We start from the raw sequence: 23444 nt of genomic DNA on the forward strand, positions 1-23444 counted from the left end.
AAGGTGACGTGGAGGATCAGCGGGCTCCTTGTCACATCAACCGGATTTGGGGGTCACCCGTACGACACCTGGCGACGGAGGAATGTGACCGATGACCGAGCCGACTTGCTGGCGGAAGGCTTCGAGAGCAACCGGACCCGCCTGCGGGCGGTGGCCTACCGGATGCTCGGCTCGCTCGCCGAGGCCGACGACGCCGTCCAAGAAGCCTGGCTGCGCGCCAGTCGGTCAGACACCGGCGGTGCCGACAACCTCGGCGCCTGGCTGACCACCATCGTCGCCCGAGTGTGCCTGAACGTACTGCGCTCGCGCAGAACGCGGCGTGAGGAGCCCATGGGCGTGCACGTGCCCGACCCGGTCATCAGCCGTATGGACGGGACGAACCCCGAAGATGAGGCGCGGCATGCCGTCCCGCACTGGCCGGAGCTCGGCCCGCGGCTCAGTGAGGAGCGGATGGCGGCAGGGCACGATCCCAACCGTCGTCCGGGGCATGACGTCACTGTGACGTCGTCTGAGGTGTAGCTCAGCTTGCTGTGACGCCACTTTGACGTCATAGTGGTGTCATGGACCTTGCGCCGTATGTCGACCATCTCCGCCGCGAACTCGCCATCGCCGCCGCGGCAGGCGGCGAAGACGCTCGCGCGATTGCCGAGCGTCTTGCCGCGGCGCTGGAGCCGGCCGCCCGGCTCGCCCTGCTGGAAGCGCTGTCCGCCGCCGCGGATGAGATCACCCGTGACCTCGCGCCAGGCTCGGTCGAGGTGCGCCTGCGCGGCCGGGACCCCGGCTTCGTCGTGACGCCACCGCCGCGCGGCCGGCTGTTCGAGGACGACGCCGAGAGCCGCTTCGAGCCCGGGATGACCGGGACCTCCGTGACGGGCGAGAGCAAGGCCGGGCCGGTCGCCGCGCCGGTTGCGCCGGGCGGCGACGACGGCGGGACATCGCGGATTTCGCTCCGCGTGCCCGAGCACCTCAAGCCACGCATCGAAGAGGCGGCCGCCCGGGACGGGCTGTCGGTCAACGCCTGGCTGGTGCGTGCCGTGTCCGCCGCGCTCGAAGGCGGCGACCAGGGCCGCCGCTCCAGCCGGGCCCCCGGGCGGCAGTCCGGGCAGCGCTACACCGGCTGGGTGCGCTAGCAGCGCCATGACCATCTGCCCTACTCACGAACAGGGGAGCGCCGTGCCCACTTTCTCCACCTCCGAACCCATTATCGCCATCATCGACGTCGCCGCCGGCAAGGTGCGGATCAACGCGAGCGATCGCACCGACACCGTCGTCGACGTACGCCCGAGCGACGAGTTCGACGAAACCGACGTCCACGCCGCCGAGCAGGTCCAGGTCGAGTACGCCGACGGCCGGCTGCTGGTGAAGGCGGCGAAGGAGCAGGCGGCCACGCCACGCTGGGGCGGCTCGATCGACATGCCGATCTAGGCGCCCATGAGGTGGGCCCGTTCGCTGCTCGGCGGGGGCGGCTCAGTCGACGTGACGATCGACCTGCCGGCCGGCTCCCGCGTCGAAGCGCACACGGCAGCCGGTTTCCGCTGTGCGGGCCGCCTCGGCGAGGTGCAGTTCACCACCTCCTACGGCGAGATCCGCATCGAGCAGGCCGGCAGGCTGCGCCTGAAGACCGGGTCCGGCGACATCTCGGTGAGCCGGTCGGCCGGCCCCGCCGAGGTCACCACGACCGACGGCAACATCCGGATCGGTGAGATCGACGGCACGGCGGTGGTCAAGACCTCCCACGGCGATCTCACTGTCGGCCAGGTGACGGGGGAGCTGCGGCTGCACACCGCCTACGGCGACATCTCCGTCGACCGCGCCCTGGCCGGCGTGGCCGCCAAGACCGCGTACGGCAGCGTCCGAATCGGCGAGGTGGCCTCAGGCCCGGTCCGCATGGAGACCACCGGCGGCGGGCTGGAGCTCGGGATCCGCGAGGGCACCGCCGCCTGGCTGGACGTGAGCTCGCAGTACGGCACCGTCGAGGTGTCCCTGGACGCCTGCGACGGCCCCGGCCAGTCCGACAAGACCGTCGAGGTGCGTGCGCACACCGCCTACGGCGACATCGTGATCCACCGTTCCTGAAGATCGAAACGAAGGGATGCACCTCATGCCAGACGCGATCGAGGCCGAGGGCCTGGTCAAGAAGTACGGCGACGTCGTCGCCCTGGACGGGATGGACCTGTCGGTCCCCGAGGGCACGGTGTTCGGCCTGCTCGGCCCGAACGGCGCCGGCAAGACGACCACCGTGCGGATCCTGACCACGCTGCTGAAGCCGGACGCCGGCCGAGCCGTGGTCGGGGGGTTCGACGTTGTGCGCGACGCGGCGCGGCTGCGTACGGTCATCGGGGCCTCAGGCCAGTACGCGGCGGTCGATGATCACCTGACCGGCGCCGAGAACCTGGAGATGGTCGGCCGCCTGTACCACTTGGGAGTCAAGCGCGCCAAGCAGCGTGCCCGCGAGCTGCTGGAGCGTTTCGACCTGACAGATGCGGCCGACCGTCCGGTGCAGGGCTACTCCGGAGGGATGCGCCGCCGGCTGGACCTGGCCGGCGCGCTGGTGGCCGACCCCCCGGTGTTGTTCCTGGACGAGCCCACCACCGGCCTGGACCCGCGGGCCCGCGTGGGCTTGTGGGAGGTCATCGCCGAGTTAGTGGCGGGCGGCACGACAGTGCTGCTGACCACGCAATACCTGGAGGAGGCCGACCGGCTGGCCGACCGGATCGCGGTGGTCGATCATGGCCGCGTGATCGCGCTCGGCACCGCCGACGAGCTCAAGGACCAGGTCGGTGGCGACCGCATCGAGCTGACCGTCACCAGCGCGGCCGACCTGCAGACCGCCCGCGGTGCGCTGGCGGGCCTGGCCGTCGAGGAGATGCGGGCCGACCCGGGCGCCCTGCGGCTGACGGTCCCGGTCAGCGGTGGGGCGGCCGCGCTGACCACGGCGCTGGGGCGGCTCGCCGCCGAGCGGGTGGCCGTACGCGATGCCGGACTGCGCCGCCCGACGCTGGACGACGTGTTCCTGACCCTCACGGGACACGAGGCCGACGAGAAGATCAAGGAGAGCGTCCGATGAACACTCTGCAGGTGGCGATCGCCGACAGCATGACGATCACCAAGCGCAACGCGTTGAAGATCAAGCGAGCACCCGACCTGCTGGGCGGCGTGGTCCTGCTCCCGATCGTGTTCGTGCTGATGTTCACCTACGTCTTCGGCAGCATGATCGACCTGCCCGGCATGTCGTACGTGGAATACCTGGTTCCCGGCGTCTTCGTGATGACGATCGCCGGGAGCTCGCAGATCACCGGCTACACCCTCACGCAGGACCTGCAGAAAGGTATCTTCGACCGGTTGCGCACGCTGCCGATGTCGCCCTCGGCGGTGCTGACCGGCCAGACCTTCAGCGACCTGATCATGAATGTGACCAGTATCGTCACGATGGCGCTTGTCGGGCTGCTCGTCGGATGGCGCATCCATACCTCGCCCTTCGAGGCCGCCCTGGGATTCCTGGTGTTGCTGCTGTTCGCGTACGCGTTCTCCTGGGTGACGGCGACAGTCGCGCTGGCGCTGCGCACGCCCGAGGTGTTCAACAATGTGGCCACCCTCGTGTCGCTCCCGCTGGTCTTCCTGTCCAACGCCTTCGTCGACAGCGCCCGCCTGCCCGGGCCGCTGAAGCCGATCGCCGAATGGAGCCCGATCTCCACGCTCGTCCAGGCCGCCCGCGAGCTGTTCGGCAACACCAGTCCGGCCATGCCCCTGCCCAGCGCCTGGCCGCTGCAGCACGCGGTGCCGGCGACGCTGCTGTGGTCGCTCCTGCTCCTCGTGGTGTTCGTGCCGCTGGCCACGCGGCTGTACAAGCGGGCGGTCAGCCAATGACCCGCATGGTGCTCCGCATCTCCGATACGGAACGCGACAACGCGGTGGACCGGCTCCAGCAGGCGTACGCGGACGGCCGCCTCAGCTCCGGCGAGATGGAGCAGCGGCTCGAACTGGTGCTCACCGCTACCTCCCAGGCCGACCTGGAACCTGCTCTCGCCGATCTGCCGGAGGAGGTGGTGCACCTCGCCTCCAGGGGCGGGCGCACCAGGCGGGCAGGAGAGTGGCGGGTCCCGCGGTTCCTGCGGATCGACTCCGAGTACGGCGGCGTGTGGCTCGACATGACCCGGGCCGTCATCGACCATCCGCAGATCGACATCGAACTCCACCTGCCCTACGGCTCCGCCACGATCGTCCTGCCGGCCGGCGCGAGCGCGAACGCCGACGGAATGCAGACCGAATGGGGTGGCGTCACATCCACGGTGCCAGGGCGCTCGCGCCCGGGAAGGCCGCACATCCGGGTAACAGGCGAGATGGACTACGGCCGCCTGCGGATCCGCTATGCGCGCATGTTCATGGGGTCCCGACGCTGAACGAGTGACCGCACGACCGGCGCGTCCACGCCTCCTGCCGCGACCGGCACGGCGGCGGTGGCCGCGACCGCAGCGGTGATCGTGCTCTTGCGCACCTCGTGTTCCCTGGGGGGTGAGAACGGCCGCCGAGCTCACCCCCAGCTGATGCGCTCCTCCAGCAGCGCCTGCTGGGCCGGGTTGGCGGTCAGCTCCAGCGCCCGCTCGTCGGCCTGCCGCGCCTCCTGCCGCCGTCCGACATCCCGCAGCAGCTCGGCCAGCGTGGCGTGGAACAGCGGGTAGTGCTCCAGCGCCTGGCCGAGCTGCTTCAGCTCGGCCAGCGCCGCCTCCGCCCCCTTGGCGTAGTACAGCGCGATCGCCCGGTGCAACCGGGTGACAGGCGACGGGGCGAGATACAGCAGCATGTCGTACAACATCACGATTTGCGGCCAGTCGGTGTCGGCGAAGCTGCCGGCCTCGGCATGGCAGGCCACGATCGCCGCCTGCACCTGATAAGGCCCCGGCCGGCGGTACGTGCGCGCGGTCCGGGTCAGCAGCCCGGTCGCCTCCTCGATGGCCTGCCGGTCCCACAACGAGCGGTCCTGGTCGGCCAGCAGCACCAGGCGGCCCTGGGCGTCGAAGCGGGCCGCCCCGCGTGCCCGGTGCAGCCGGATCAACGCCAGCAGCCCGGCTGCCTCCGGCTCCCTCGGCATCAGGTTCACCAGCAGCGCGGCCAGCCATTCTGCGTCCTCGACCAGATCGCGCGCGTGCGCCCGCTCACCGGTGCTGGACAGGTAGCCCTCGTTGAACAGCAGGTAGATGACCGCCAGCACCTCGCTCAGCCGCTCCGGCAGATCCTCGTCGGCCGGCACCCGGTACGGGATGCCGGCCTCGCCGATCTTCCGCTTGGCCCGCGTGATGCGCTGCGCCACCGTGGTCTCGGGAATCACGAACGCCGCCGCGATCTGGGCAGTGCTCAGCCCGCACACCACCCGCAATGTCAGCGCGATCTGCGCGGTGCGCGACAGCGCGGGGTGGCAGCAGGTGAAGACCAGCCGCAGCCGGTCGTCCAGGTCGGCCGGCTCCGGCCAGGTGAGCTGGGCGAGCTTGGCCCGATAGTTCGACTCGCGGCGCAGCACATCCAGGCCGCGCCGCCGGGCCACGGTGAACAGCCAGGCGTCCGGCCGCTCCGGCACACCCTCAACCGGCCAGCGCCGCAGCGCCGTCTCGACCGCGTCCTGCACCAGGTCCTCCGCAGCGGAGAAATCGCCCAGCAACGACACCAAGGACGCGGCCAGCCGGCCCGCGTGCTCGCGCACCACGCGGGCCAGCACCTCCGCGCTCGCCTGCTCGTTCACGTGCTCGTTCACGTGCTCATCACCTGGCCGGACGGATCTCCACGACGGGGCAGGCGGGCCACGAGCGGGCCAGCTTCAGCGCCTCGTCCAGGTCGGCCACCTCGACCTCGGCGAACCCGCTGACCACCTCCTTGCCCTCCACGAACGGCCCGTCGGTGACCACCGGTTCGCCCTCGCCCAGCCGCACCGTGGTCGCGGTGTGCACCGGATGCAGATGATTATGATGCGTGATCTTGTCGGCGTTCTCGGCGAACCAGCGGCCCACCGCCTCATACGCGGCCTCCCGCTCCAGCTCGCCCATCGCCTCGAGCTCTTTGGCGAACTCCTCGGTCTCGACGAACATCAGCACGTATTTCATTGTCCGCCCTCCCTACCGTCAGCTTGCCGGGAGTGTGGCGTACAGGTCCACGCCGTTGCCGTCCGGATCGGCCATCGTGGCGTACCGCATGCCCCAGAACGCGTCGAACGGCTCCTTGATACCCCGGTACCCGGCCTCGACCAGCTCGGCGTACTTGGCGTCCACCCCGGCGGGGGAGTCGAACTCGAAGCACAGCAGCGTGCGCGGCCCGCCCTTCGGTGGGGTCCAGCCGGGCAGGAACGGGGTGCGGAACGGCTCGGTGTCGAGCATGACGTGCAGTCCGCCGGGCAGGTCGCAGCCGGCGTGCTCGGGCGAGTGCGGGTCGAGCTTGAACTCCAGCCCGAGACGTGCGTAGAAGGCGATCGAGGCGCCCATGTCGGAGACCACGATGTCGATGGTGTTCAGCGTCGGATTCATGACGTCGCTCCCTTTCCCAGGCCGTCCGTCGGCCTTCATCAGTAAGACGATTGGCAGTCCGGCCGATACGACACCTGCGTCCGGCTATCAGAACGGATAGGAAATGGCCAGGATTGTCCCGCTGGCCAGGCCGAGCAAGAGTGACAGGGCGGCGGCCAGCACGGCGATCCCGGACGCGATGGGCCGGATCTCGGTGGGTCCGTCACCCGCTCGGAAAAGCGGAAGGATCCACCGAAGGTAATAGAAGACGCTGGCCACCGTGTTGATCACGGCGATCGCGGCCAGCCACGCGTACCCCCCGTCCCATGCCGCGGAGAAGACGAGGAGTTTGCCGACGAAGACCGCCGTCGGCGGGGTGCCGACGAGGCCGAGCAGGCAGACCACCACGGCGAGCGCCAGCAGGGGCGATCGGCGGCTCAGGCCGGTGTGGTCGGCGAGGGAGTCGCGTCCGACGGCCACCACGACCGCGAAGGCACCGAGGTTGGTGATCGCATAGGCGGCGACGTAGAAGAGCAGGGCGGGCCGGGCCAGGTCGCTCTGTCCCGCGACGACGACGGGCAGCAGCAGGTACCCCGCCTGACTGATCGTCGAGTACGCGAGCAGCCTGCGAAGGTTGTCCTGGTAGAAGGCGGCTAGATTGCCCAGCGTCATGGTGGCGACGGCGATCAGCGCGACGACCGGCCGCCACGTCCCGCCGAACACCTCGGTGGCCAGCCGGTACAGGCCGACGAACGCCCCGATCTTGGGCACGGTGGTGATGAACGTGGCCATTACCGCCGATGAGCCCTCGGTGGCGTCCGGCACCCAGAAGTGGGCGGGTACCGCGCCCACCTTGAACAGCACGCCGGCCAGCAGCAGCAGGACCGCACAGCCGGCGGCGGCCGGAGGCGCATCGGACAGCGATCGATACGCGGTCGTGCCAGAAAGGCCGTACGCCAGCGTGACCCCGGCGAGCATGAGCACGCCCAGGAAGGCGCCCATCAGGTAGTACTTGAGCGCGGCCTCGGTGCCGTGGGCGTCCTTGGCGAACCCGGCCAGCGCGTACGCGGGGATGCTCGCCAGCAGGTACGCGGCGACGAAGACGAGCAGATCGCTCGCCCCGGCCAGCACGATCGTGCCCAGCGCGGCGAGCAGCAGCAGGACGTAGACCTCGCTCTCGCGGCTGCCGCCGCGGGCCCAGCCGGCGGCGAGCACGACGATGAGCAGGGTCGCGCCCGCCACCGCCAGCCGGGCCACGTTGGTCGGCAGGTCCACCGCGAAGGACTCGAACGCCATCACGTCCTGCCGGGTCGCCGCGACGGCGCCGGCCACCATCGCGCCCGCCAGCGCCGTCCCGCAGATCCACGCCACGACCCGCTGCCGCCCCCGCGGCACGAACAGCCCCACGAGCAGCCCGGCGACCGCCCCCGCCAGGATCAGCAGCTCGGGCAGCAGGTCGAGCGGGTTCTCCGCCATCCCGGTCATCGGCTCACCAACGACACCAGGGCGGCGGAGGCCGGCTCGATGAGGCCGAGCAACCATCGGGGGGCGATTCCGATGACCAGGGACAGCAGCAACAACGGCGCCACGGCGGCGAGTTCGCCAGGGCGTACTTCGATCATTCGCCCGGTGAGCTCGCCTGGCCGGCCCAGGAAGGCCCGGTGCAGGACCCGCAGGAACAGGGCGGCGGTGATGAGGATGCCGGTGATGCTCAGCACTCCCGCCAGGACCGCGCCGGCTCCGATCACCCCGATGAAGATCTGGAACTCCGCGATGAAACCGGACAGGCCCGGCAGTCCGAGCGAGGCGAAGGCGGCGACCGCGGTCAGCGCTGTGAAGATCGGCGCGTTGGCGGCGATCCCGCCGAAGCGGCCGAGGTCGTAGCTGCGTGCCCGGTCCCACAGCACGCCGGTCAGCAGGAACAGCGCGCCGGTGATCAGGCCGTGGCTGACCATCTGGGTGACCGCGCCGCTCACGGCGAGGTCCCTGGCCCGCGGGTCGCCCGCGGCCAGGCCCGCGGCGCCGAGGGCCAGGATGATGTAGCCCATGTGGTTGACCGAGGTGTAGGCGATCAGCCGCTTCAGGTTCTCCTGGGCGAGCGCGACCAGGGCGCCGTAGAGCACGCTGACCACGCCGACGACGATGATCACCCAGGCGTACGTGCGCCACGCGTCCGGCAGCATCGGCATCGCGATCCTCGCGAAGCCGTACGTGCCCATCTTCAGCAGCACTCCCGCCAGGATCGCCGAACCGGCGGCGGGCGCGTCGGTGTGGGCGGGCGGCAACCAGGTGTGCACGGGCACGGTCGGCGTCTTGACCGCCAGCCCGGTACCGATGGCCAGCAGCACCAGCGCACTCGCCGCCGGGGGAGTCCGGGTCAGTTCGACCATGTCGAACGTCCCTCCGGCCAGGAACAGGCCGATGAAGCCGAGCAACAGGACCAGCGAGCCGAGGAAGGTGTAGAGGAAGAACTTCAGCGCCGACCGGGCGCGGTCGCCGTGCCCCCAGCCGACGATCACGAAGTACATGCCGACGATCGACAGGTCGAAGAAGACGAAGAACAGCAGCAGGTCGAGCGCGGCGAACAAGCCGAGCGAGACCGTCTGCAGGAACAGGAAGAGCGCGGCGTAGGACCGGACCCGCTCGCTCTCGCGCATCGAGTAGATCGCGCAGACCAGGAACAGCAGCGCGGTCATCGCGATGAGCGGCAGAGACAGGCCGTCCACGCCGACGTGGTAACCCGCGCCCATGGACGGGATCCACCGCAGGCGCGTCTCATAGGCGATGCCGCCGTCATAGCCGAGCCACATGACCACGACGAGCGCCAGGTCCAGGGCGGCGGCGCCGATCCAGATCCACGGGACGGCCCGGGTGCCGAGCCGCGGCAGCGCGAGCGAGGCCGCCGCCAGCAGGGGGAGGAAGATCACGACGGAGAGCACGCTCACCTCACCAGCACGATGACCAGGGCGAGCAGGACGAACGCCACCGCCGCCTGGGCGAAGTAGGTGTGGATCTGCCCGGTCTGCGGGCGACGGGCCAGTCTGCCGAGCCTGGCCGTGCCCGCGACGATGCCGGACACCACGCCGTCCACTCCGGTCTCGAAGGGTCTCATGGCCACGCGGGCCGCGGCCATCCCCGCGCGGGGCACGGCACGTACGGCACCGTCGATGACCCGGTCGTCGAACCACGCCGCGGCCTTGGCGGCGGATTCCAGTGGCCGCCACACCAAGGTGACCGCTGCCTGCTCCAGGTGCAGCCAGCCGGCCCATGCGTCCCGGCCTGGGACTGTCGCGTGGCGGCGCCGTACCACCACCATGGTCAGCACCACGGCGGCGGCCAGCCCGCCCGACAACGCCAGCTCACCGGCGCCGGGAGCCGGTGCGGCCGGCTCGCCCACCAGCCGGGACCAGCCGTCGAACACTCCGGGCAGTCCGACGACCCCGAACGCGGCGGCGACGGCGGCGAGCACCGGCAGCGGGATCATCTCCCAAAGGCCCACGCGGCGCCCTCCGACCTCACCCGGCTGCCAGACCGCGACCACGGCCTTCGCCGCGTACGCCGCGGCCAGCAAGGCGCCGCCGAGCGAGACGACGTACAGAGCGGGTGAATCCACCGCGGCGAGCACGGCGTCCTTGGTGACCCAGAGGGAGAGGGGCGGCAGCCCGGCCAGCGCCAGGCCACCGACCCCGAAGGTGAGGCCGACCAGGCGGTGGCGGCGGGCGGCGCCGCGGAGCTCGGCCAGGTCCTTGGTGCCCAGCGCGGTCAACCAGGCGCCTGCCCCGAGGAACAGCAGGCTCTTGACCGCGGCGTGCGCGACCAGGTGTGCCGCTCCGCCCGCCACGGCCGCCACCCCCGCTCCCAGCACCATGAATCCGATCTGGGCGCAGGTCGACGCGGCGAGCAGTTGCTTGAGGTCCCGCTGCGCCACCGCCACGCCACCCAGCAGGAGCGCGGTCAGCGCGCCCGCCCAGGCCACCAGGGTGGCCGCCCAGCCGGTCGCGGCCAGCAACGGCTGCATCCGCAACAGCAGGTACGCCCCGGCGGCGACCATGGTCGCCGAATGCAGGAGCGCCGAGACCGGACTGGGGCCGGCCATGGCACGGGAGAGCCAGAACGAGAAGGGCAGCTGAGCCGACTTCCCGAGCGCCGCGGCGACGAGGCCGGCGGCGATCAGGTCACGCCACGCGGACGAAGCCAGGCCGCTCAGGGCCAGCGCCTGGCCGCCGAACATGGCGCAGCCGGCCGCCAGGTAGAGGCCCAGATCGCCGGCGCGGGTGGTGACGAACGCGATGCTCGCCGAGCGGACCCGGTCCGGGTCCTGCCACCAGAAGCCGATCAGCGCGTACGACATCGCGCCCATGACCTCCCACGCCATGAGCAGAAGGACGAGGTCCGTCGCGGTGACGGTCAGCAGCATGGCGCCGACGAAGATCAGCATGAGGCCGAAGAAGCGGGGCTCGCGCATCTCTCCCGCGGCGAACACCAGCACGGCCAGCGACACCGCCGCGACCGTGACCACCATCACGGCCGACAGGCCGTCGACCGCCGCCCCCGACTCGATCCCGGCGAACAGCACGGTGCGAGCCGAGGGCCGCGTCGCGGCGGCGCACACCGCGAGGACGAGCGTCACGGCCGCTACGACCGTCGCCACCACCGGGGGGCGCCACCGCACCAGCAGGAGCAGCCCGCCGGCGACGATCGGCAGTGCGGGCAGCGACCACAGGAGCGCGCTCATCCCTTCAGGTCCCCGGCCGCATCGGTCATGTCGACGTCGCGAGCGCGGAAGAGCGCGGTGACCACGGCGAAGCCCATCGCCATCTCCAGCGCCATCACGGTCACCGCGACCAGCACCAGCACCTGGCCGTCCGCGGAGGCGGGGGCCAGGAAGTACCAGAAGGCGCCGCCCGCCGCGATCAAGCCGTTGATCATGAGCTCCAGGCCCATCATGAGCATGACGATCGACTGCTGGGACAGCACGCCGTACAGGCCCACGGCGAAGAGCGCCGCGGCCAGGAGCAGGAACGCCTCGAGCGTCACGACCCCTCCTCGGTGTCGTACCGCCCCCTGTGCGTGGCCAGCACCACACCGGCGATCATCGTGGCCAGGATCGCGACACCGATGACCATCATCACCAGCATCTTCGGGCCCATGATCGCCAGCCCCAGCTGCTCGGTCGGGTCCGCCGGCGGGGTCCCCCTGCGCTCCGGCCACCGGGTGACGAGCGCCCCGGCCGCCAGCAACACGAACACGGTCCCGGCGATGACGGCGGCGCCCTTGTTGTTGTGCACCATCTTCATCGGCATGAGCCCAGCCGGGTTCATCATGTACATGATCATGAAGACGGCCATGATCAGCATCTCCATGACCATCATGAGGATGATCAGCACACCGAGGTAGCGCAGGTCGATCAGCAGGAACGTCACCCCGACGGCCAGGAGCGACGTCAGCAGGGCGAACGTCGCCCGTGCCATCGAGTCGACGACGAACACCGTGACCCCGGCGGCCACGGCGAGGACGGCGAGGATCCAGAAGGCGACGGCCATCACAACACCACGATTCCGACGATCAGCAGTTGCACGAGCGTGACGGGGATCAAAACGAGCCAGGACGCCTGCATGAAGCGGTCCATCCTGACCGCGGGGAACCGGTGTCGCGCCCATACCAGCACGGCCAGGACGGCCGCGGTCTTGAGCGCCGTCCACACCCACTCGGGCAGCCACGGTCCGGCGCCCCCGCCGAGGAATAGAGGTACAGCCGCCGCCGCCACGACGCCGAGCAGCGCGTAGCGGCCGATCCCGAACAGCAGCCGATCGGCGCCTCCCAGCTCGGCCGTCACGCCTCCGGCGATGTCCTGGCCCAGCGGCTGGCTCATCGGTCCCCAGAACGCGATCGCCAGTGCGGAGATCAGGTAGACGCCGAAGGCCGCAGGCATCCAGACGGCGAACCACAGCCCCTGCTGCGCCGCCACCACGTCGGTCATCCGTAGGGAGCCCGCCCCCAGCGCGACGGTGATGAGCGCGAACATGTGCGGCAACTCGTACGCCAGGCCCTGGGCGATGAAGCGGTAGCCGCCGACCAGCGGGTGGATCGCGTTGACGCCCCAGCCGATGAGCCAGAGCGAGCCCCAGACGCACACCTCCATCGCGTTGAACCAGACGATGCCGACGTCCAGGTCGAGCAGCGGGATGTCGCCCAGCGGCAGCACGATCCCCGCCAGGACCGCGGCGGCGAGCAGGCTCACCACGCCGATCCGCATCAGCAGGGTGTCCGGCAGCAGGGTGCGCCGCCGCTGCTGCACGAGCAGCCGCGCCACCCGGCTGAGCGGGCGCCTGGTGTCGAAGGCCGCGGCGGCGAAGGTGAACGCGCCCAGTGCGAGAGGGTAGGCGATCATTGTCCAGACTGGCGTGAGCTCAGGCATGGAGCACCTGCTCGACGTCGGGATCCAGGCTCGCGACGATCAGCCGGGCGGCGGCGAGCTCCGCCCCGGCCAGCAGATCGGGCAGTGCGGCCAGAAGGTTCGCCGAGGGCCGCTCGCTCACCGGCCCGCGCGGTCCTTGATCGTCGGTGAGGGGCGAGCCGTCCTCCAAGGCGTCGAGCGCCGTCCGGGTCCGGGCGAGCCATCCTTGCAGGCGCTGCCACACGTCGCCGCCGGCGCCGCCGACGTCGCGGAACATCCACCGGAGGATCCACGACCCGCTGACCCGGCCGGCGAACCGGTTGAACTCCGGCCCCAGCTCGGAGAGGGGAGCTCCGGCCAGGGCGCGGTCGCGTAGCCGTCTCGCCCGTGCCGCCTCGGCGGGCCACCCCGCCACGGCCAGCAGCCGGTCGAGGCTGTCGAGGTGCGAGGCCGCCCGGTGTCTTTCCGCCTGTCCCCGGATGATCCGCCGGCCCCGTGTCGCCGCCAGCCACGGCCCGTCCCAGAACGATCCCTCGCCGCCACGGGACAACCCGTCGGCGACCTTGACCGTGGCCTGCTGGATCACATCGCCCTGCACCGTGGTCTCCACGATGAGTCCGCAGGGCCAATCGGTGAGAACGGGCCCGAGCGGCAGGTGAAGCCGGTCGAGCTTCAGACCGTCACGGTCATCGGCCCGGCCGGCCATTCTGAGCCCACCCGGACTCCCCATGTGGTGCTCGTGACCCTCATGAGCGGCATGTCCGTGCGCGGCGTGCTCTTCGTGTCCGGCGGATTCGTGAGCGGTGTGCTCCCCATGGGCCTGCTCGCCGGCCTCCGGTCGCCAGGGCCGAGTGAGCCGTTCCGCTGCGTCCCGCCGCTGCGCCTGCGCATCGGCCAGCCGGTCCGTCGCCTCGTCCAATGCCTGTGCCACGCGTGCGGGATCCGACATCGGCGGCAGCTCGACCCGGGCCCGTGGACTGGGCAGGTCCGCCCAGATCCGCTGCACGGCCCGGCTCAGATCGTCCCCTGGCTCACCGCAGACCACCAGCATGCCCGCCTCGGCCACCGTCCGCGCCGTGACCCAGCCGCGCCTGGCGAGCTCCGCCTCGACGTGGAGCCGTGTCCGGGTGCCGTACGGGACGCCCACGACCAGCGGACGGGCGGCATGGGCGGCTTGACGCATGAGCCACTCGGTCAGACCCACCGGAACGCGCCCTCCCGCCACGCGTAGATCACGCCGACCATGAGGAGGCCGAGGAAGATGAACATTTCCACCACCGCGACCGCCCCGACCTCCGCGACGACGACCGCCCATGGATACATGAAGACCATCTCCATATCGAAGGCGAGGAACACCAGCGTCACCGCGTACCAGCGCACGTGGAAGCGCGACAGCGCGTGCTCGTGCGGGCGTGCGCCCGACAGGAACGGCCCGACCTGGGCGATGCCGGAAGGGGCGATGAGCCGGGCGACCAGATGGACGCTGAGCACGCCGGCGAGAACCAGGCTCAGCAGACCCATCACCGCCGCCCATGGCGCCATGATTCTTCTCCTGACATCGCTACTAAGATCCGTGCTTCCCCCCTGCACCACCACCAACCGGTGACGGGACGTCCACCCGGGTCCACGTCCTCACGCCTGAGATGTCTCTCGGGTGTTGCGCAGGCAGCGGGCCGAGGTGGGAGCAGCTGAGTAAACAATCACGACGATATGGACATAGGCATGCATATACCCAGGTTTCTCTTTACGTCGCGTGTGGCACGCTCGACTGATTCAGCCTGCGGCAGGCGACTCCCCTCGTAGATCGGATAGGGCCACCACTATGCTGATGCGTCGAACAGGAGCGGTGCTCGCCGCAGCGGCCATGGCGGTCAGCCTGGCCGCGTGTAGTGACACGCACACGTACTCCAGTGTCGAAGAGAAGATCAGGGAGGCCGGGGAAGTCACCATCGGCACCAAGTGGGACCAGCCGAACCTGAGTCTGAAGCAGGGGGAAGGCGAACCCAAGGGCTTCGACGTCGACGTCGCCAAGTACATCGTGAAAGAGCTCGCCGACGGCCAGGACGTCAAGATCACCTGGCGGGAGTCGCGACAGGCGAACCGTGAGGCGCTGCTCCAGAACGGCACGGTGGACATGGTCATCGCGTCGTACTCCATCACCGCGGCGCGCAAGAATTACGTGACCTTCGCCGGGCCGTACGTCATCGCGCACCAGGACACCATGGTGCGCGCCGACGCCACCCACATCACCAAGGCGACCGACCTGGAGAACAAGCGCATCTGTCAGGTGCCCGGCTCCAACTCCTACAAGCGGATCACCGAGCCGCCCCCGGACGGCCGGCTCGGCCTGTCCGCCACGCTGGTCGGCGCGGACTCCTACTCGGAGTGCCTGCAGAAGCTCGGCAGCGGTGGCCTCGACGCGGTGACGACCGATGACATGATCCTGGCCGGCCTCTCCAGCCACGACCCGAAGCGGTACAAGCTGCTGAGGAATCCGTTCACGGACGAGAGGTACGCGGTCGGGCTGAAGAAGGGCGACACGGCCACGTGCGAGGCGGTCAACAGGGCGGTCGCCAAGATGTGGCAGGACGGCACGGCCTCGCGGCTGCTGCAGAAGTGGTTCGGAAAGACCGGTCTCGTTCTGCCCAAGACGGCGCCGGCGGCCGAAACATGCAGCTGAGCAGGGCGACCTGACCGGCCTGGACCGGCCTTTCCTGCAAGATTCATGACGGGGCGCGGGGGGCGTCGACGCCTCGCATCTCCTCTTCGATGTCGCGGGCGGTCAGGGTCAGGGCGCTGACCAGACCGGGGAGACGATCTCGGGAGAAGCGGCTGGTGGGCATCGACACCGACACGGCTGCCTGAGCACGGCCGTCCTCACCATGCACGGCCCGGCCGATGGCGGTGACGCCCGATTCTGTCTTGCCGGCGTTGATGGCGAAGCCCCGCTCGCGGACGGTACGCAGCTCGCGGCGCAGCGCCGCCAGGTTGGGCCGCCGGTCCAGGCGGTCGGCCCACTTCGCCTCGCTGTACAGCGCGTCGAGTCGCTCGGGCGGTAGATCGGCGAGCATCACTTTTCCGCCCGAGGCCAGATGCGCGGGGAACACCATGCCCTCGCGGTTGCCGACCCGCAGCGCCTGCATGCATTCGACCGACGCGATGAACCGTACGTGGTCACCGGACAGGATCTGCAGGTTCGCACTTTCCTGGACCCGGTCGACCAGGCCGGCCAGGTGCGGCATGGCGACTGAGCGCAGCAGCGCCGTCCGCGACTGCGAGCTCCCGCCCAGCGAGAGCACCGGCCCGGCCGCGTATCGGTGGTCTTCACGGCGGATCGCGAAGTCCCGGTAGACGAGCATGGCCAGCAGCCGGTGCGCGGTGGAGGGCGCCACCCCGAGACGCCGCGCGGCCTCGCCCACGCCGAACGGGCCCTCCACCTGCAGCATGACCGCCAGCTGGAGCGCGTGGTCGACACTCCGCACGGAGTAATTCGGGGGATTCTTCATAGCAGAATCTCCTGTTCTTTTCTGTCCTCCACGATACAAGCTGGAGCCACGGCGGGCCGGCGGATGTCTTCGAGTCACGCCGCAGGTTGAAGGGCAGGAGCAGACATGACCGAGACCGCGAACTCCCCTGTTCGCCTCGCTGTGGTCGACTCGCCGGATCAGCCGACGCCGTCGGTGGACCTGGCGGAGTTGTACCGCGGCTTCGAGAAGGAGCTGCTGGTCCCGCTGTGGACGGAGATCGGCGACCTGATGCCGCTGCATCCGCGCTCCAAGGCGGTCCCGCATCTGTGGCGCTGGGAGAGCCTGCTGGGCCTGGCGGACCGGGCCGGGCATCTGGTGCCGGTCGGCCGGGGCGGGGAGCGGCGGGCGATCGCCCTGGCGAACCCGGCGCTCGGCGGCCGGCCGTTCGCGACTCCGACGCTGTGGGCGGCGATCCAGTACCTGATGCCGGGCGAGGACGCTCCGGAGCACCGGCACACCCAGCACGCCTTCCGCTTCGTCGTCGAGGGCGAGGGCGTGTGGACCGTGGTCGGCCGTGACCCCGTGCCGATGCGCCGGGGTGACTTCCTGCCCCAGGCCGGGTGGAACTGGCACGCCCACCACAACGCGGCCGACCGGCCGATGGCGTGGATCGACGGCCTGGACATTCCGTTCCAGTACGTCACGGAGTCGCAGTTCTTCGAGTTCGGCCGTGAGCAGATCAGCGCGGACGAACGCACCACCCCCGAACGCTCTCGATCCGAGCGGCTGTGGGGCCACCCTGGCCTGCGCCCGGTTTCGTCCCTCGGCGCGCAGCCCGGCACCCCGCTGCTGGCCTACCGGTGGGCCGACACCGACCGCGCGCTTGCGGACCAGCTCGAGCTCGAGGCCGAGGGCCATGCCGGGCCGCTCGAGCCCGGTCACGCGGCGGTGCGTTACACCAACCCCACCACCGGAGGCGATGTGCTGCCGACCATCCGGGTCGAGATGCACCGGATCCGCAGCGGCGCCGAGACCGCCCCCCGCCGCGAGACCGGCTCCTCGGTGTACCAGGTCTTCGACGGCAGCGGGCGGGTCACGGTCGGAGATCTGTCCTGGTCGGTCACCCGGGGTGATCTGTTCGTCGTCCCCTCCTGGGTGCCGTTCTCGGCGAAGTCCGAGGCCTCGGCGTCCGATTCCGACTCTGCCGCCCTCGATCTCTTCAGGTTCAGCGACGGGCCGATTTTCGAGACGCTGCATTTGAACCGCGCACACGTAGAAGGACTCAACGCATGAAGCTCGCCACCATCCGCACCGCCGACGGCGCCACCCGGGCCGTGCGTGTCGAGGGGGAGACCCTGATCGACCTCGGCCTCGCCGACCTCGGCGAGTTGCTGGCCCGGCCGGACTGGGCGGAACACGCCGCGCGGGCGGAGGGGCGGGCGGCCGAGTGCGCCGGCTACGCGCCCGTCGTCCCCCGGCCAGGCAAGATCATCTGTGTGGGGCTGAACTACCGCAACCACATCCTCGAAATGGGCCGGGAGCTGCCGCAGTACCCGACGTTGTTCGCGAAGTATCCCGAGGCGCTCGTCGGGGCGTACGACGAGATCCGGCTCCCCCCGGAGTCCGGCCAGGTGGACTGGGAGGCCGAGCTCGCCATCGTCATCGGCAGGACCGTGCGGCGCGCCGGTGAGGCCGACGCCGCCGCGGCCATCGCGGGGTTCGCCGTTCTCAACGACGTCACGATGCGGGACTGGCAGTACCGCTCCCCGGTGTGGCTGCAGGGCAAGACCTGGGAGGACAGCACGCCGTTCGGCCCCTACCTGGTCACCCCCGACGAGCTGGACGGCGGCAGCCGGCCCTCGCTCAGCCTGACCGGATCCGTCGACGGTGAGGTGGTCCAGCAGGCCGACACCTCGGACCTCGTGTTCGACCCCGTCGCCCTGGTGCGGTACATCTCCACGATCCTCACGCTCACCCCCGGCGACGTCATCGCCTCCGGGACCCCGGGAGGGGTGGGCCACGCACGCAAGCCCGCCCGCTACCTCACCGACGGCAGTGTCCTGGCCACCGAGATCACCGGACTCGGCCGGTCCGAGGTCAAGGCCGTCGCCGAGCCGGTCGCGTGATGGCCGCCGACAGGAGCCGCGCCGACAGCCTGCGGTGGATGGCGCAGGGCACCGTGATCTTCTTCGGCGCCCTCGCCGAACTGCCGGACGACCTGCTGGACCAGCCGGCGGCGCTCGACGGCTGGAGCGGCAAGCACCTGCTGGCCCACGTCGCCGCCAACGCCGACGCCCTCGTCAACCTGGCACATTGGGCCCGCACCGGCGAGGAGAGGCCGATGTACTCCTCCCCGGCGCAGCGCGACGCCGACATCGAGGCAGGCGCGACGCGGCCGGCCGCCGAGCTGCGTGCCTGGGCCGCACAGGCCGCCGAGACGCTCGACGCCCGGCTCGCCGAGCTGGACGAGCAGCAGTGGACCCACGCGGTCCGCACCGCCCAGGGCCGCACCGTTCCGGCCGAAGAGATCCCCTGGATGCGCGCGCGCGAGGTCATGGTGCACGCCGTCGACCTCGGCGCCGGGGTGGAGTTCGACGATCTTCCGGCCGATTTCCTCGCCGCCTTGATCGACGACATCACCGCCAAGCGGTCCGGCGCTGCCGGGCCCGCGCTCGCCCTCACAGCCACCGACCACGGCCGCATGTGGACCGTCTCCGGCGACGGCGACCCCGCTCCGGTCACCGGCACCCTCGCCGGCCTCGCCGCCTACCTCTCCGGTCGCCGACCGGGGGACGGGCAGTGGCCAGAACTCCCACGGTGGCTGTAGCCCGGCGCGACGTGAGAAAGGAAACATGCGACATGGCTGAAGGGAGCCACGGCGCCGACGTCGTGGTGGTGGGCGGAGGCATCGGCGGTCTGGCCAACGCCCTGGCACTCACCCGGAAGGGCCTGCGAGTGCGGGTGCTCGAGCGGGCTCACCGATTCGGTGAGGTCGGCGCCGGTCTGCAGATCGCACCCAACTGCACCCGCATCCTGGACCACTGGGGCCTGCTCGACGAGGTCATGTCGCTCGGTGTGCTCCCCGAGAGCATCGTCATGAAGGACGCGATCGACGCGGGCGTCCTCAGCAGGCTCGACCTGCACGACGTGGAGCGGCGCTACGGCTTCCCTTACATGGTGATCCATCGCAGCGACCTGCACGGCACGCTGTTGCGCGCTTGCCGGCGGGCCGGGGTGGATCTCGTCAACGACGTCACGGTGACCAGGTACGAGCAGGTCGAGGGCGGCGCCGTCGCCGTTCACGAGGGCGGGCGTGAATTCGGTGAGATCGTCCTCGCCGCCGACGGTCTGCATTCCGTGGCTCGCCGGATGGTGAGCGACGACGAGCCGGTCAGCTCGGCGTACGTCGCCTACCGGGGCGCCGTACCCATCGAGCGGGTCGCCGAGCTCGATGTGCACCTCAAGGACGTGGTCGTCTACATCGGCCCCAGGTGTCATTTCGTCCAGTACCCGCTGCGTCACGGCGAGATGTTCAACCAGGTCGCGGTGTTCGAGTCGCCGAAGGCGCTGGCCGGCGAGGAGGACTGGGGCACGCCCGACGAGCTGGACGGGGCGTTCGCGGCCACCTGCGACCAGGTGCGGGCCGGCCTGCCGCTGATGTGGCGCGACCGGTGGTGGCGGATGTTCGACCGCGAGCCGATCATGGACTGGGTGCGCGGCCGGATCGCCCTCACCGGGGACGCCGCCCACCCGCCGCTCCAGTACCTCGCACAGGGCGCGGTGATGGCCATCGAGGACGCGTGGGTGCTGTCCGAGCACGTGGGCGCCCAGGGCAAGGCGCGCTCTGTCGACTGGGACGCCGCCTTGGCGGCTTACAACGCCGTCCGCCCTGAGCACTGCCGTCGTGTGCTGACCACGGCGCGGGCCTGGGGCAAGCTGTGGCACCACGACGGGGAGAAGCGGGAGTGGCGCAACGCGGTGCTCCGCGACCGCGACGTCCACGACTACAGCTACGTGGACTGGCTCTTCGGACCGACGGCTCTCACACCCGAGCAACTGCCGCCGATGTTCGCCGAGTCCAACGGTGGTGGCATGCGTCACACAAAAAACTATACAAATCGGACGTAGGGGGATAATGTTGGCATGCCTCAGCCGGGGGAGCTGAGGCCCAAAACTTTGCCAGCCCCGGGTCGGCCAGGCCGTGGTCCAGGGCTTGCGATCTTGTTGTCGGCGGTCGTCGCCTTGGCCAGGGTATGAACAGCCACATAGGTCTGCTTTGCGATGACGAGGAAGCCGAGCTCCTGCGGTTTCGGCATAGCTCTCCGTTTTCCGCCATAATCGAGGAGCTATCGACCGTGGAGGGCGACGCATGGGTGACGAGGACACGCGGTTCGCAGGTGTCGACACCAGCACACCGAACCTCGCCCGCATGCACGACTACTTCATCGGCGGGAAGGACAACTTCGCCGTCGACCGGGAGGCGGCCGAGGCGGTGCTGGCCATCGCTCCGGAGGTCCGGGTGATGGCGCTGGAGCATCAGGCGTTCCACGTACGGGTGGTCCGGTATCTCGTGGACCAGGGCATCACCCAGTTCATCAACCTGGGCGCAGGGCTGCCCACCCAGCTCAACACGCACCAGCTGGCCCGCTCCGTCGCTCCTGATGCCCGCGTTGTCTACGTCGACAACGATCCGGTGGTGCTCACCCACGGCAGGGCCATTCTCGCCAGGGAGCCCGGGATCGTCGTCGTCGAGGGCGACGTCATGCATCCCGCCGAACTGCTCGCCGACCCCGTTCTGCGGCAGACGATCGATCTCGATCAGCCGGTGGCGGTGTTGTTGTTCGCCATCCTGCAGTACATCCCTGACGAAAGAGAGCCCTTCCTGCGCGTGGCCCAGCTGCGTGATGCGCTGCCGGCCGGCAGTCACATCGTCATCACGCACGTCGTCTTCGACTCGCGCCCGGAGATCGCGGAGCCGATCGTCGATCTCTACAAGAAGATCTTGGGTGATGCCGAGGGCGGTGCCCGTACGCGGGAGGAGGTGTCCGGCTTCTTCGACGGCCTCGAGGTGGTCGAGCCCGGCTTGGTCTACGTCCGCGACTGGCGGCCGGACAGCCCCTTCGTGTCCGAGCGGTCGGACAAGGCATGGGTGATCGTGGGGGTCGGTCGCAAGGCCTAGAGGATCTCGCGGCCGCGCTGGTCCGGGACGTCCCAATCTTGCCGAAAGTCAATGCCATCCGGTGCCGATCGGCAGAGGTGCCGCCCGAGGTTCGCTGACTACCGTCCGTGGTGATGGTAACGGACACCCGGGAGGGTCAGTGATCACCCTTAATCAAGTAACCAAACGGTATGGCGAGAAGACTGCCGTCGATGGGCTCTCCGTGAACATCGAGCCGGGGAAGGTCACCGGGTTCCTCGGCCCGAACGGCGCCGGCAAGTCGACGACCATCCGGATGATCCTCGGCCTGGACGTGCCCACGAGCGGGTCGGCGTTGATCAACGGCAAACGATACGTGGACCTGCGGCACCCGCTGCGGGAGATCGGGGCGTTGCTGGAGGCGAAAGCCGTGCACCCGGGGCGCACCGCGCGTAACCACCTGCGCTCCATGGCCAAGACGCACGGCATCTCCACCGAGCGGGTGGACGAGATGCTCGGTGTGGTGGGCCTGTCGGACGTGGCGGGCAAGCGCGTGGGGTCGTTCTCGCTGGGCATGGGGCAGCGGCTCGGCATCGCGGGGGCGCTGCTGGGCGACCCCGAGATCCTCATCCTGGACGAGCCGGTCAACGGACTGGACCCCGACGGGATCCGGTGGGTTCGCGACCTGATGCGCGCGCTGGCCGCCCAGGGGCGTACGATCTTCGTCTCCAGCCACCTGATGAGCGAGATGCAGGTCACCGCCGACCATCTCGTGATCATCGGCAAGGGCCGGCTGCTGGCCGACTCGCCGATGGAGGAGCTGATCGCCAAAAGCAGCCGGCAGCGGGTCAAGGTACGCAGCCCCGAAATCCGCGGGCTCGACACGCTCACCGCGCGGCTCACGGCCGGTGGCGCCAACGTCCGGTGGCTCGGCGACGACGAGTTGGTGGCCGAGGGCGCGAGCCCGGGCACGATCGGCGACATGGCCTTCGAGCTCGGCCTGCGCCTGCACGAGCTCAGCCCCATGGACGCGTCCCTGGAGGAGGCCTACATCGAGCTGACCGCGCAGAGCGTGGAGTACGGCGAGCGCTCGCGCGCGGCCAGTCCCCTGGACACATTCACCGAGCAGAAGGCGGAGGTCGGACTATGACCGCAGTGATGCCCGCGAGGCTGAGCAAGCCCAAGCAGCGCGACGGCGGGCTCAAGGGAGCGATCGGGTCCGAGTGGATCAAGCTCTGGACGGTGCAGTCCACGTGGTGGACGCTCCTCTCCGGCATCGTGCTCATGCTCGGAGGGGTGGCCATCGCCGCGATCTCGACCCGTTCGCAGCATGCCGAGGGTGTGCCGGAGGCGTTCACCACCTCAGCTCCGTTCGTGGCCGCCCAGGCCATCGGCTACCTGGTCCAGTGGACCGTGGCCGTGCTCGGCGTCATGATGATCACCTCCGAGTACTCCACCGGCAGCATCCGCTCGACGCTGCAGTGGGTGCCCGGCCGCGGCCGCACGCTCCTGGCCAAGACGGTGGTGCTGGTGTCGGTCATGCTCGTGTTCGGGCTGGTGCTGGGCGCGGGCGCGCTCGGGCTGAGCATCGTCGGCCTCGGCGAGTACGGCGACTCCTACACCACCGACGACGCCTACAACACGGTCGTCGGCGTCGCGTTGTACCTGCCGATGCTCGGCGTGTTCGCGCTCGGGCTCGGCACGCTGCTGCGCGGGGCGGCCAGCTCGATCGCGATCCTGTTCGTGGTCCTGCTGATCATCCCGATCATGCTGCCCGCGGTGAACCTGGCGGAGGTGGCGTCGTACCTGCCGGGTGACGCCGGCGCGGCGCTCATGCACGGCGGCACCGACGAGACCTACGGCCGCCCGGTGGCCGGGCTGATCGTGCTCGCGTGGTCGCTGCTGTCGATCTTTCTCGGCTACTTCTCGCTCCGGCGGCGCGACACCATGTGACG

The 23444-nt window shown here is 70.1% G+C and carries 27 protein-coding genes; 15 read left to right on the plus strand and 12 right to left on the minus strand.

Features of this window, described 5'->3' with window-relative positions; genetic code table 11:
• Nucleotides 1-84: 84 nt before the first annotated feature.
• The 7 genes from ACTWPT_RS53470 to ACTWPT_RS53500 are packed head-to-tail and all read left to right on the plus strand — an operon-like array spanning nucleotide 85 to nucleotide 4400.
• Complete coding sequence (locus ACTWPT_RS53470; protein ID WP_443185258.1) at nucleotides 85-519, plus strand: sigma factor; 435 nt, start codon at nucleotides 85-87, stop codon at nucleotides 517-519.
• Nucleotides 520-560: 41 nt separating this feature from the next.
• The gene (locus ACTWPT_RS53475) at nucleotides 561-1130 is read left to right on the plus strand and encodes a hypothetical protein (RefSeq protein ID WP_443185259.1); all 570 of its coding nucleotides are present in this window, start codon (nucleotides 561-563) and stop codon (nucleotides 1128-1130) included.
• 43 nt (nucleotides 1131-1173) lie between these two features.
• Complete coding sequence (locus ACTWPT_RS53480; RefSeq protein ID WP_443185260.1) at nucleotides 1174-1425, plus strand: hypothetical protein; 252 nt, start codon at nucleotides 1174-1176, stop codon at nucleotides 1423-1425.
• Nucleotides 1426-1431: 6 nt separating this feature from the next.
• A complete protein-coding gene (locus ACTWPT_RS53485; RefSeq protein WP_443185261.1) occupies nucleotides 1432-2076 on the plus strand; it encodes a DUF4097 family beta strand repeat-containing protein in 645 nt (214 codons plus the stop codon).
• 25 nt (nucleotides 2077-2101) lie between these two features.
• Complete coding sequence (locus ACTWPT_RS53490; protein ID WP_443185262.1) at nucleotides 2102-3067, plus strand: ATP-binding cassette domain-containing protein; 966 nt, start codon at nucleotides 2102-2104, stop codon at nucleotides 3065-3067.
• A complete protein-coding gene (locus tag ACTWPT_RS53495; RefSeq protein WP_443185263.1) occupies nucleotides 3064-3867 on the plus strand; it encodes an ABC transporter permease in 804 nt (267 codons plus the stop codon). Before ACTWPT_RS53490 ends, ACTWPT_RS53495 begins: the two co-directional genes overlap by 4 nt.
• Before the next feature lie 5 nt (nucleotides 3868-3872).
• A complete protein-coding gene (locus tag ACTWPT_RS53500) occupies nucleotides 3873-4400 on the plus strand; it encodes a DUF1707 SHOCT-like domain-containing protein (protein WP_443185264.1) in 528 nt (175 codons plus the stop codon).
• Nucleotides 4401-4531: 131 nt separating this feature from the next.
• Here the strand turns inward: ACTWPT_RS53500 and ACTWPT_RS53505 are convergent, their stop codons facing one another.
• The 11 genes from ACTWPT_RS53505 to ACTWPT_RS53555 all read right to left on the minus strand — a co-directional run bounded on the left by ACTWPT_RS53505 (nucleotide 4532) and on the right by ACTWPT_RS53555 (nucleotide 14427).
• The gene (locus tag ACTWPT_RS53505; protein ID WP_443185265.1) at nucleotides 4532-5746 is read right to left on the minus strand and encodes an RNA polymerase sigma factor; all 1215 of its coding nucleotides are present in this window, start codon (nucleotides 5744-5746) and stop codon (nucleotides 4532-4534) included.
• A gap of 7 nt (nucleotides 5747-5753) precedes the next feature.
• Nucleotides 5754-6092 (minus strand): YciI family protein, encoded by a 339-nt coding sequence (locus tag ACTWPT_RS53510; RefSeq protein WP_443185266.1) that lies wholly within the window; start codon nucleotides 6090-6092, stop codon nucleotides 5754-5756.
• Nucleotides 6093-6110: 18 nt separating this feature from the next.
• Nucleotides 6111-6509 (minus strand): VOC family protein, encoded by a 399-nt coding sequence (locus tag ACTWPT_RS53515; RefSeq protein ID WP_443185267.1) that lies wholly within the window; start codon nucleotides 6507-6509, stop codon nucleotides 6111-6113.
• A gap of 87 nt (nucleotides 6510-6596) precedes the next feature.
• Complete coding sequence (locus ACTWPT_RS53520) at nucleotides 6597-7973, minus strand: NADH-quinone oxidoreductase subunit N (protein WP_443185268.1); 1377 nt, start codon at nucleotides 7971-7973, stop codon at nucleotides 6597-6599.
• On the minus strand, nucleotides 7970-9433 hold the full coding sequence (locus tag ACTWPT_RS53525) for a complex I subunit 4 family protein (RefSeq protein WP_443185269.1): 1464 nt from the start codon (nucleotides 9431-9433) through the stop codon (nucleotides 7970-7972). Before ACTWPT_RS53525 ends, ACTWPT_RS53520 begins: the two co-directional genes overlap by 4 nt.
• The gene (locus tag ACTWPT_RS53530) at nucleotides 9430-11223 is read right to left on the minus strand and encodes an NADH-quinone oxidoreductase subunit 5 family protein (RefSeq protein ID WP_443185270.1); all 1794 of its coding nucleotides are present in this window, start codon (nucleotides 11221-11223) and stop codon (nucleotides 9430-9432) included. Before ACTWPT_RS53530 ends, ACTWPT_RS53525 begins: the two co-directional genes overlap by 4 nt.
• Nucleotides 11220-11525 (minus strand): NADH-quinone oxidoreductase subunit NuoK, encoded by a 306-nt coding sequence (gene nuoK / locus ACTWPT_RS53535; RefSeq protein ID WP_443185271.1) that lies wholly within the window; start codon nucleotides 11523-11525, stop codon nucleotides 11220-11222. The genes ACTWPT_RS53530 and nuoK overlap by 4 nt, the downstream gene beginning before the upstream one ends.
• Nucleotides 11522-12031 (minus strand): NADH-quinone oxidoreductase subunit J family protein, encoded by a 510-nt coding sequence (locus tag ACTWPT_RS53540; RefSeq protein WP_443185272.1) that lies wholly within the window; start codon nucleotides 12029-12031, stop codon nucleotides 11522-11524. The genes nuoK and ACTWPT_RS53540 overlap by 4 nt, the downstream gene beginning before the upstream one ends.
• Entirely contained in the window at nucleotides 12031-12879 is an 849-nt protein-coding gene (locus ACTWPT_RS53545; protein WP_443185273.1) for an NADH-quinone oxidoreductase subunit H, read from the minus strand. Before ACTWPT_RS53545 ends, ACTWPT_RS53540 begins: the two co-directional genes overlap by 1 nt.
• A 19-nt stretch (nucleotides 12880-12898) precedes the next feature.
• Complete coding sequence (locus tag ACTWPT_RS53550) at nucleotides 12899-14068, minus strand: hypothetical protein (protein WP_443185274.1); 1170 nt, start codon at nucleotides 14066-14068, stop codon at nucleotides 12899-12901.
• Nucleotides 14069-14079: 11 nt separating this feature from the next.
• Nucleotides 14080-14427, minus strand: coding sequence for an NADH-quinone oxidoreductase subunit A (locus ACTWPT_RS53555; RefSeq protein ID WP_443185275.1), 348 nt, complete (start codon nucleotides 14425-14427; stop codon nucleotides 14080-14082).
• Between the two features lie 286 nt (nucleotides 14428-14713).
• On the opposite strand from ACTWPT_RS53555, the gene ACTWPT_RS53560 reads away from it, so the two are divergent.
• A complete protein-coding gene (locus ACTWPT_RS53560; RefSeq protein WP_443185276.1) occupies nucleotides 14714-15565 on the plus strand; it encodes a glutamate ABC transporter substrate-binding protein in 852 nt (283 codons plus the stop codon).
• 43 nt (nucleotides 15566-15608) lie between these two features.
• On the opposite strand, the gene ACTWPT_RS53565 is transcribed toward ACTWPT_RS53560, so the two are convergent.
• A complete protein-coding gene (locus ACTWPT_RS53565; RefSeq protein WP_443185277.1) occupies nucleotides 15609-16391 on the minus strand; it encodes an IclR family transcriptional regulator in 783 nt (260 codons plus the stop codon).
• Nucleotides 16392-16496: 105 nt separating this feature from the next.
• Here ACTWPT_RS53565 and ACTWPT_RS53570 point away from each other — a divergent pair, with 105 nt between their 5' ends.
• The 7 genes from ACTWPT_RS53570 to ACTWPT_RS53600 all read left to right on the plus strand — a co-directional run bounded on the left by ACTWPT_RS53570 (nucleotide 16497) and on the right by ACTWPT_RS53600 (nucleotide 23442).
• Entirely contained in the window at nucleotides 16497-17645 is a 1149-nt protein-coding gene (locus ACTWPT_RS53570) for a cupin domain-containing protein (RefSeq protein ID WP_443185278.1), read from the plus strand.
• The gene (locus ACTWPT_RS53575) at nucleotides 17642-18478 is read left to right on the plus strand and encodes a fumarylacetoacetate hydrolase family protein (protein WP_443185279.1); all 837 of its coding nucleotides are present in this window, start codon (nucleotides 17642-17644) and stop codon (nucleotides 18476-18478) included. Before ACTWPT_RS53570 ends, ACTWPT_RS53575 begins: the two co-directional genes overlap by 4 nt.
• Nucleotides 18478-19179, plus strand: coding sequence for a maleylpyruvate isomerase family mycothiol-dependent enzyme (locus ACTWPT_RS53580; RefSeq protein ID WP_443185280.1), 702 nt, complete (start codon nucleotides 18478-18480; stop codon nucleotides 19177-19179). The genes ACTWPT_RS53575 and ACTWPT_RS53580 overlap by 1 nt, the downstream gene beginning before the upstream one ends.
• A gap of 32 nt (nucleotides 19180-19211) precedes the next feature.
• Nucleotides 19212-20480 carry an FAD-dependent monooxygenase gene (locus ACTWPT_RS53585; RefSeq protein ID WP_443185281.1) on the plus strand — a complete coding sequence of 423 codons (1269 nt, stop codon included), beginning with the start codon at nucleotides 19212-19214 and terminating at the stop codon, nucleotides 20478-20480.
• A 241-nt stretch (nucleotides 20481-20721) separates the two neighbouring features.
• A complete protein-coding gene (locus ACTWPT_RS53590) occupies nucleotides 20722-21531 on the plus strand; it encodes an SAM-dependent methyltransferase (RefSeq protein ID WP_443185282.1) in 810 nt (269 codons plus the stop codon).
• Nucleotides 21532-21670: 139 nt separating this feature from the next.
• Nucleotides 21671-22639, plus strand: coding sequence for an ABC transporter ATP-binding protein (locus ACTWPT_RS53595; protein ID WP_443185283.1), 969 nt, complete (start codon nucleotides 21671-21673; stop codon nucleotides 22637-22639).
• Nucleotides 22636-23442, plus strand: coding sequence for a hypothetical protein (locus tag ACTWPT_RS53600; protein ID WP_443185284.1), 807 nt, complete (start codon nucleotides 22636-22638; stop codon nucleotides 23440-23442). Before ACTWPT_RS53595 ends, ACTWPT_RS53600 begins: the two co-directional genes overlap by 4 nt.
• Nucleotides 23443-23444: the final 2 nt, after the last annotated feature.

The sequence above is a fragment of the Nonomuraea sp. 3N208 genome (genome assembly GCF_052245935.1).
Classification (GTDB): domain Bacteria; phylum Actinomycetota; class Actinomycetes; order Streptosporangiales; family Streptosporangiaceae; genus Nonomuraea.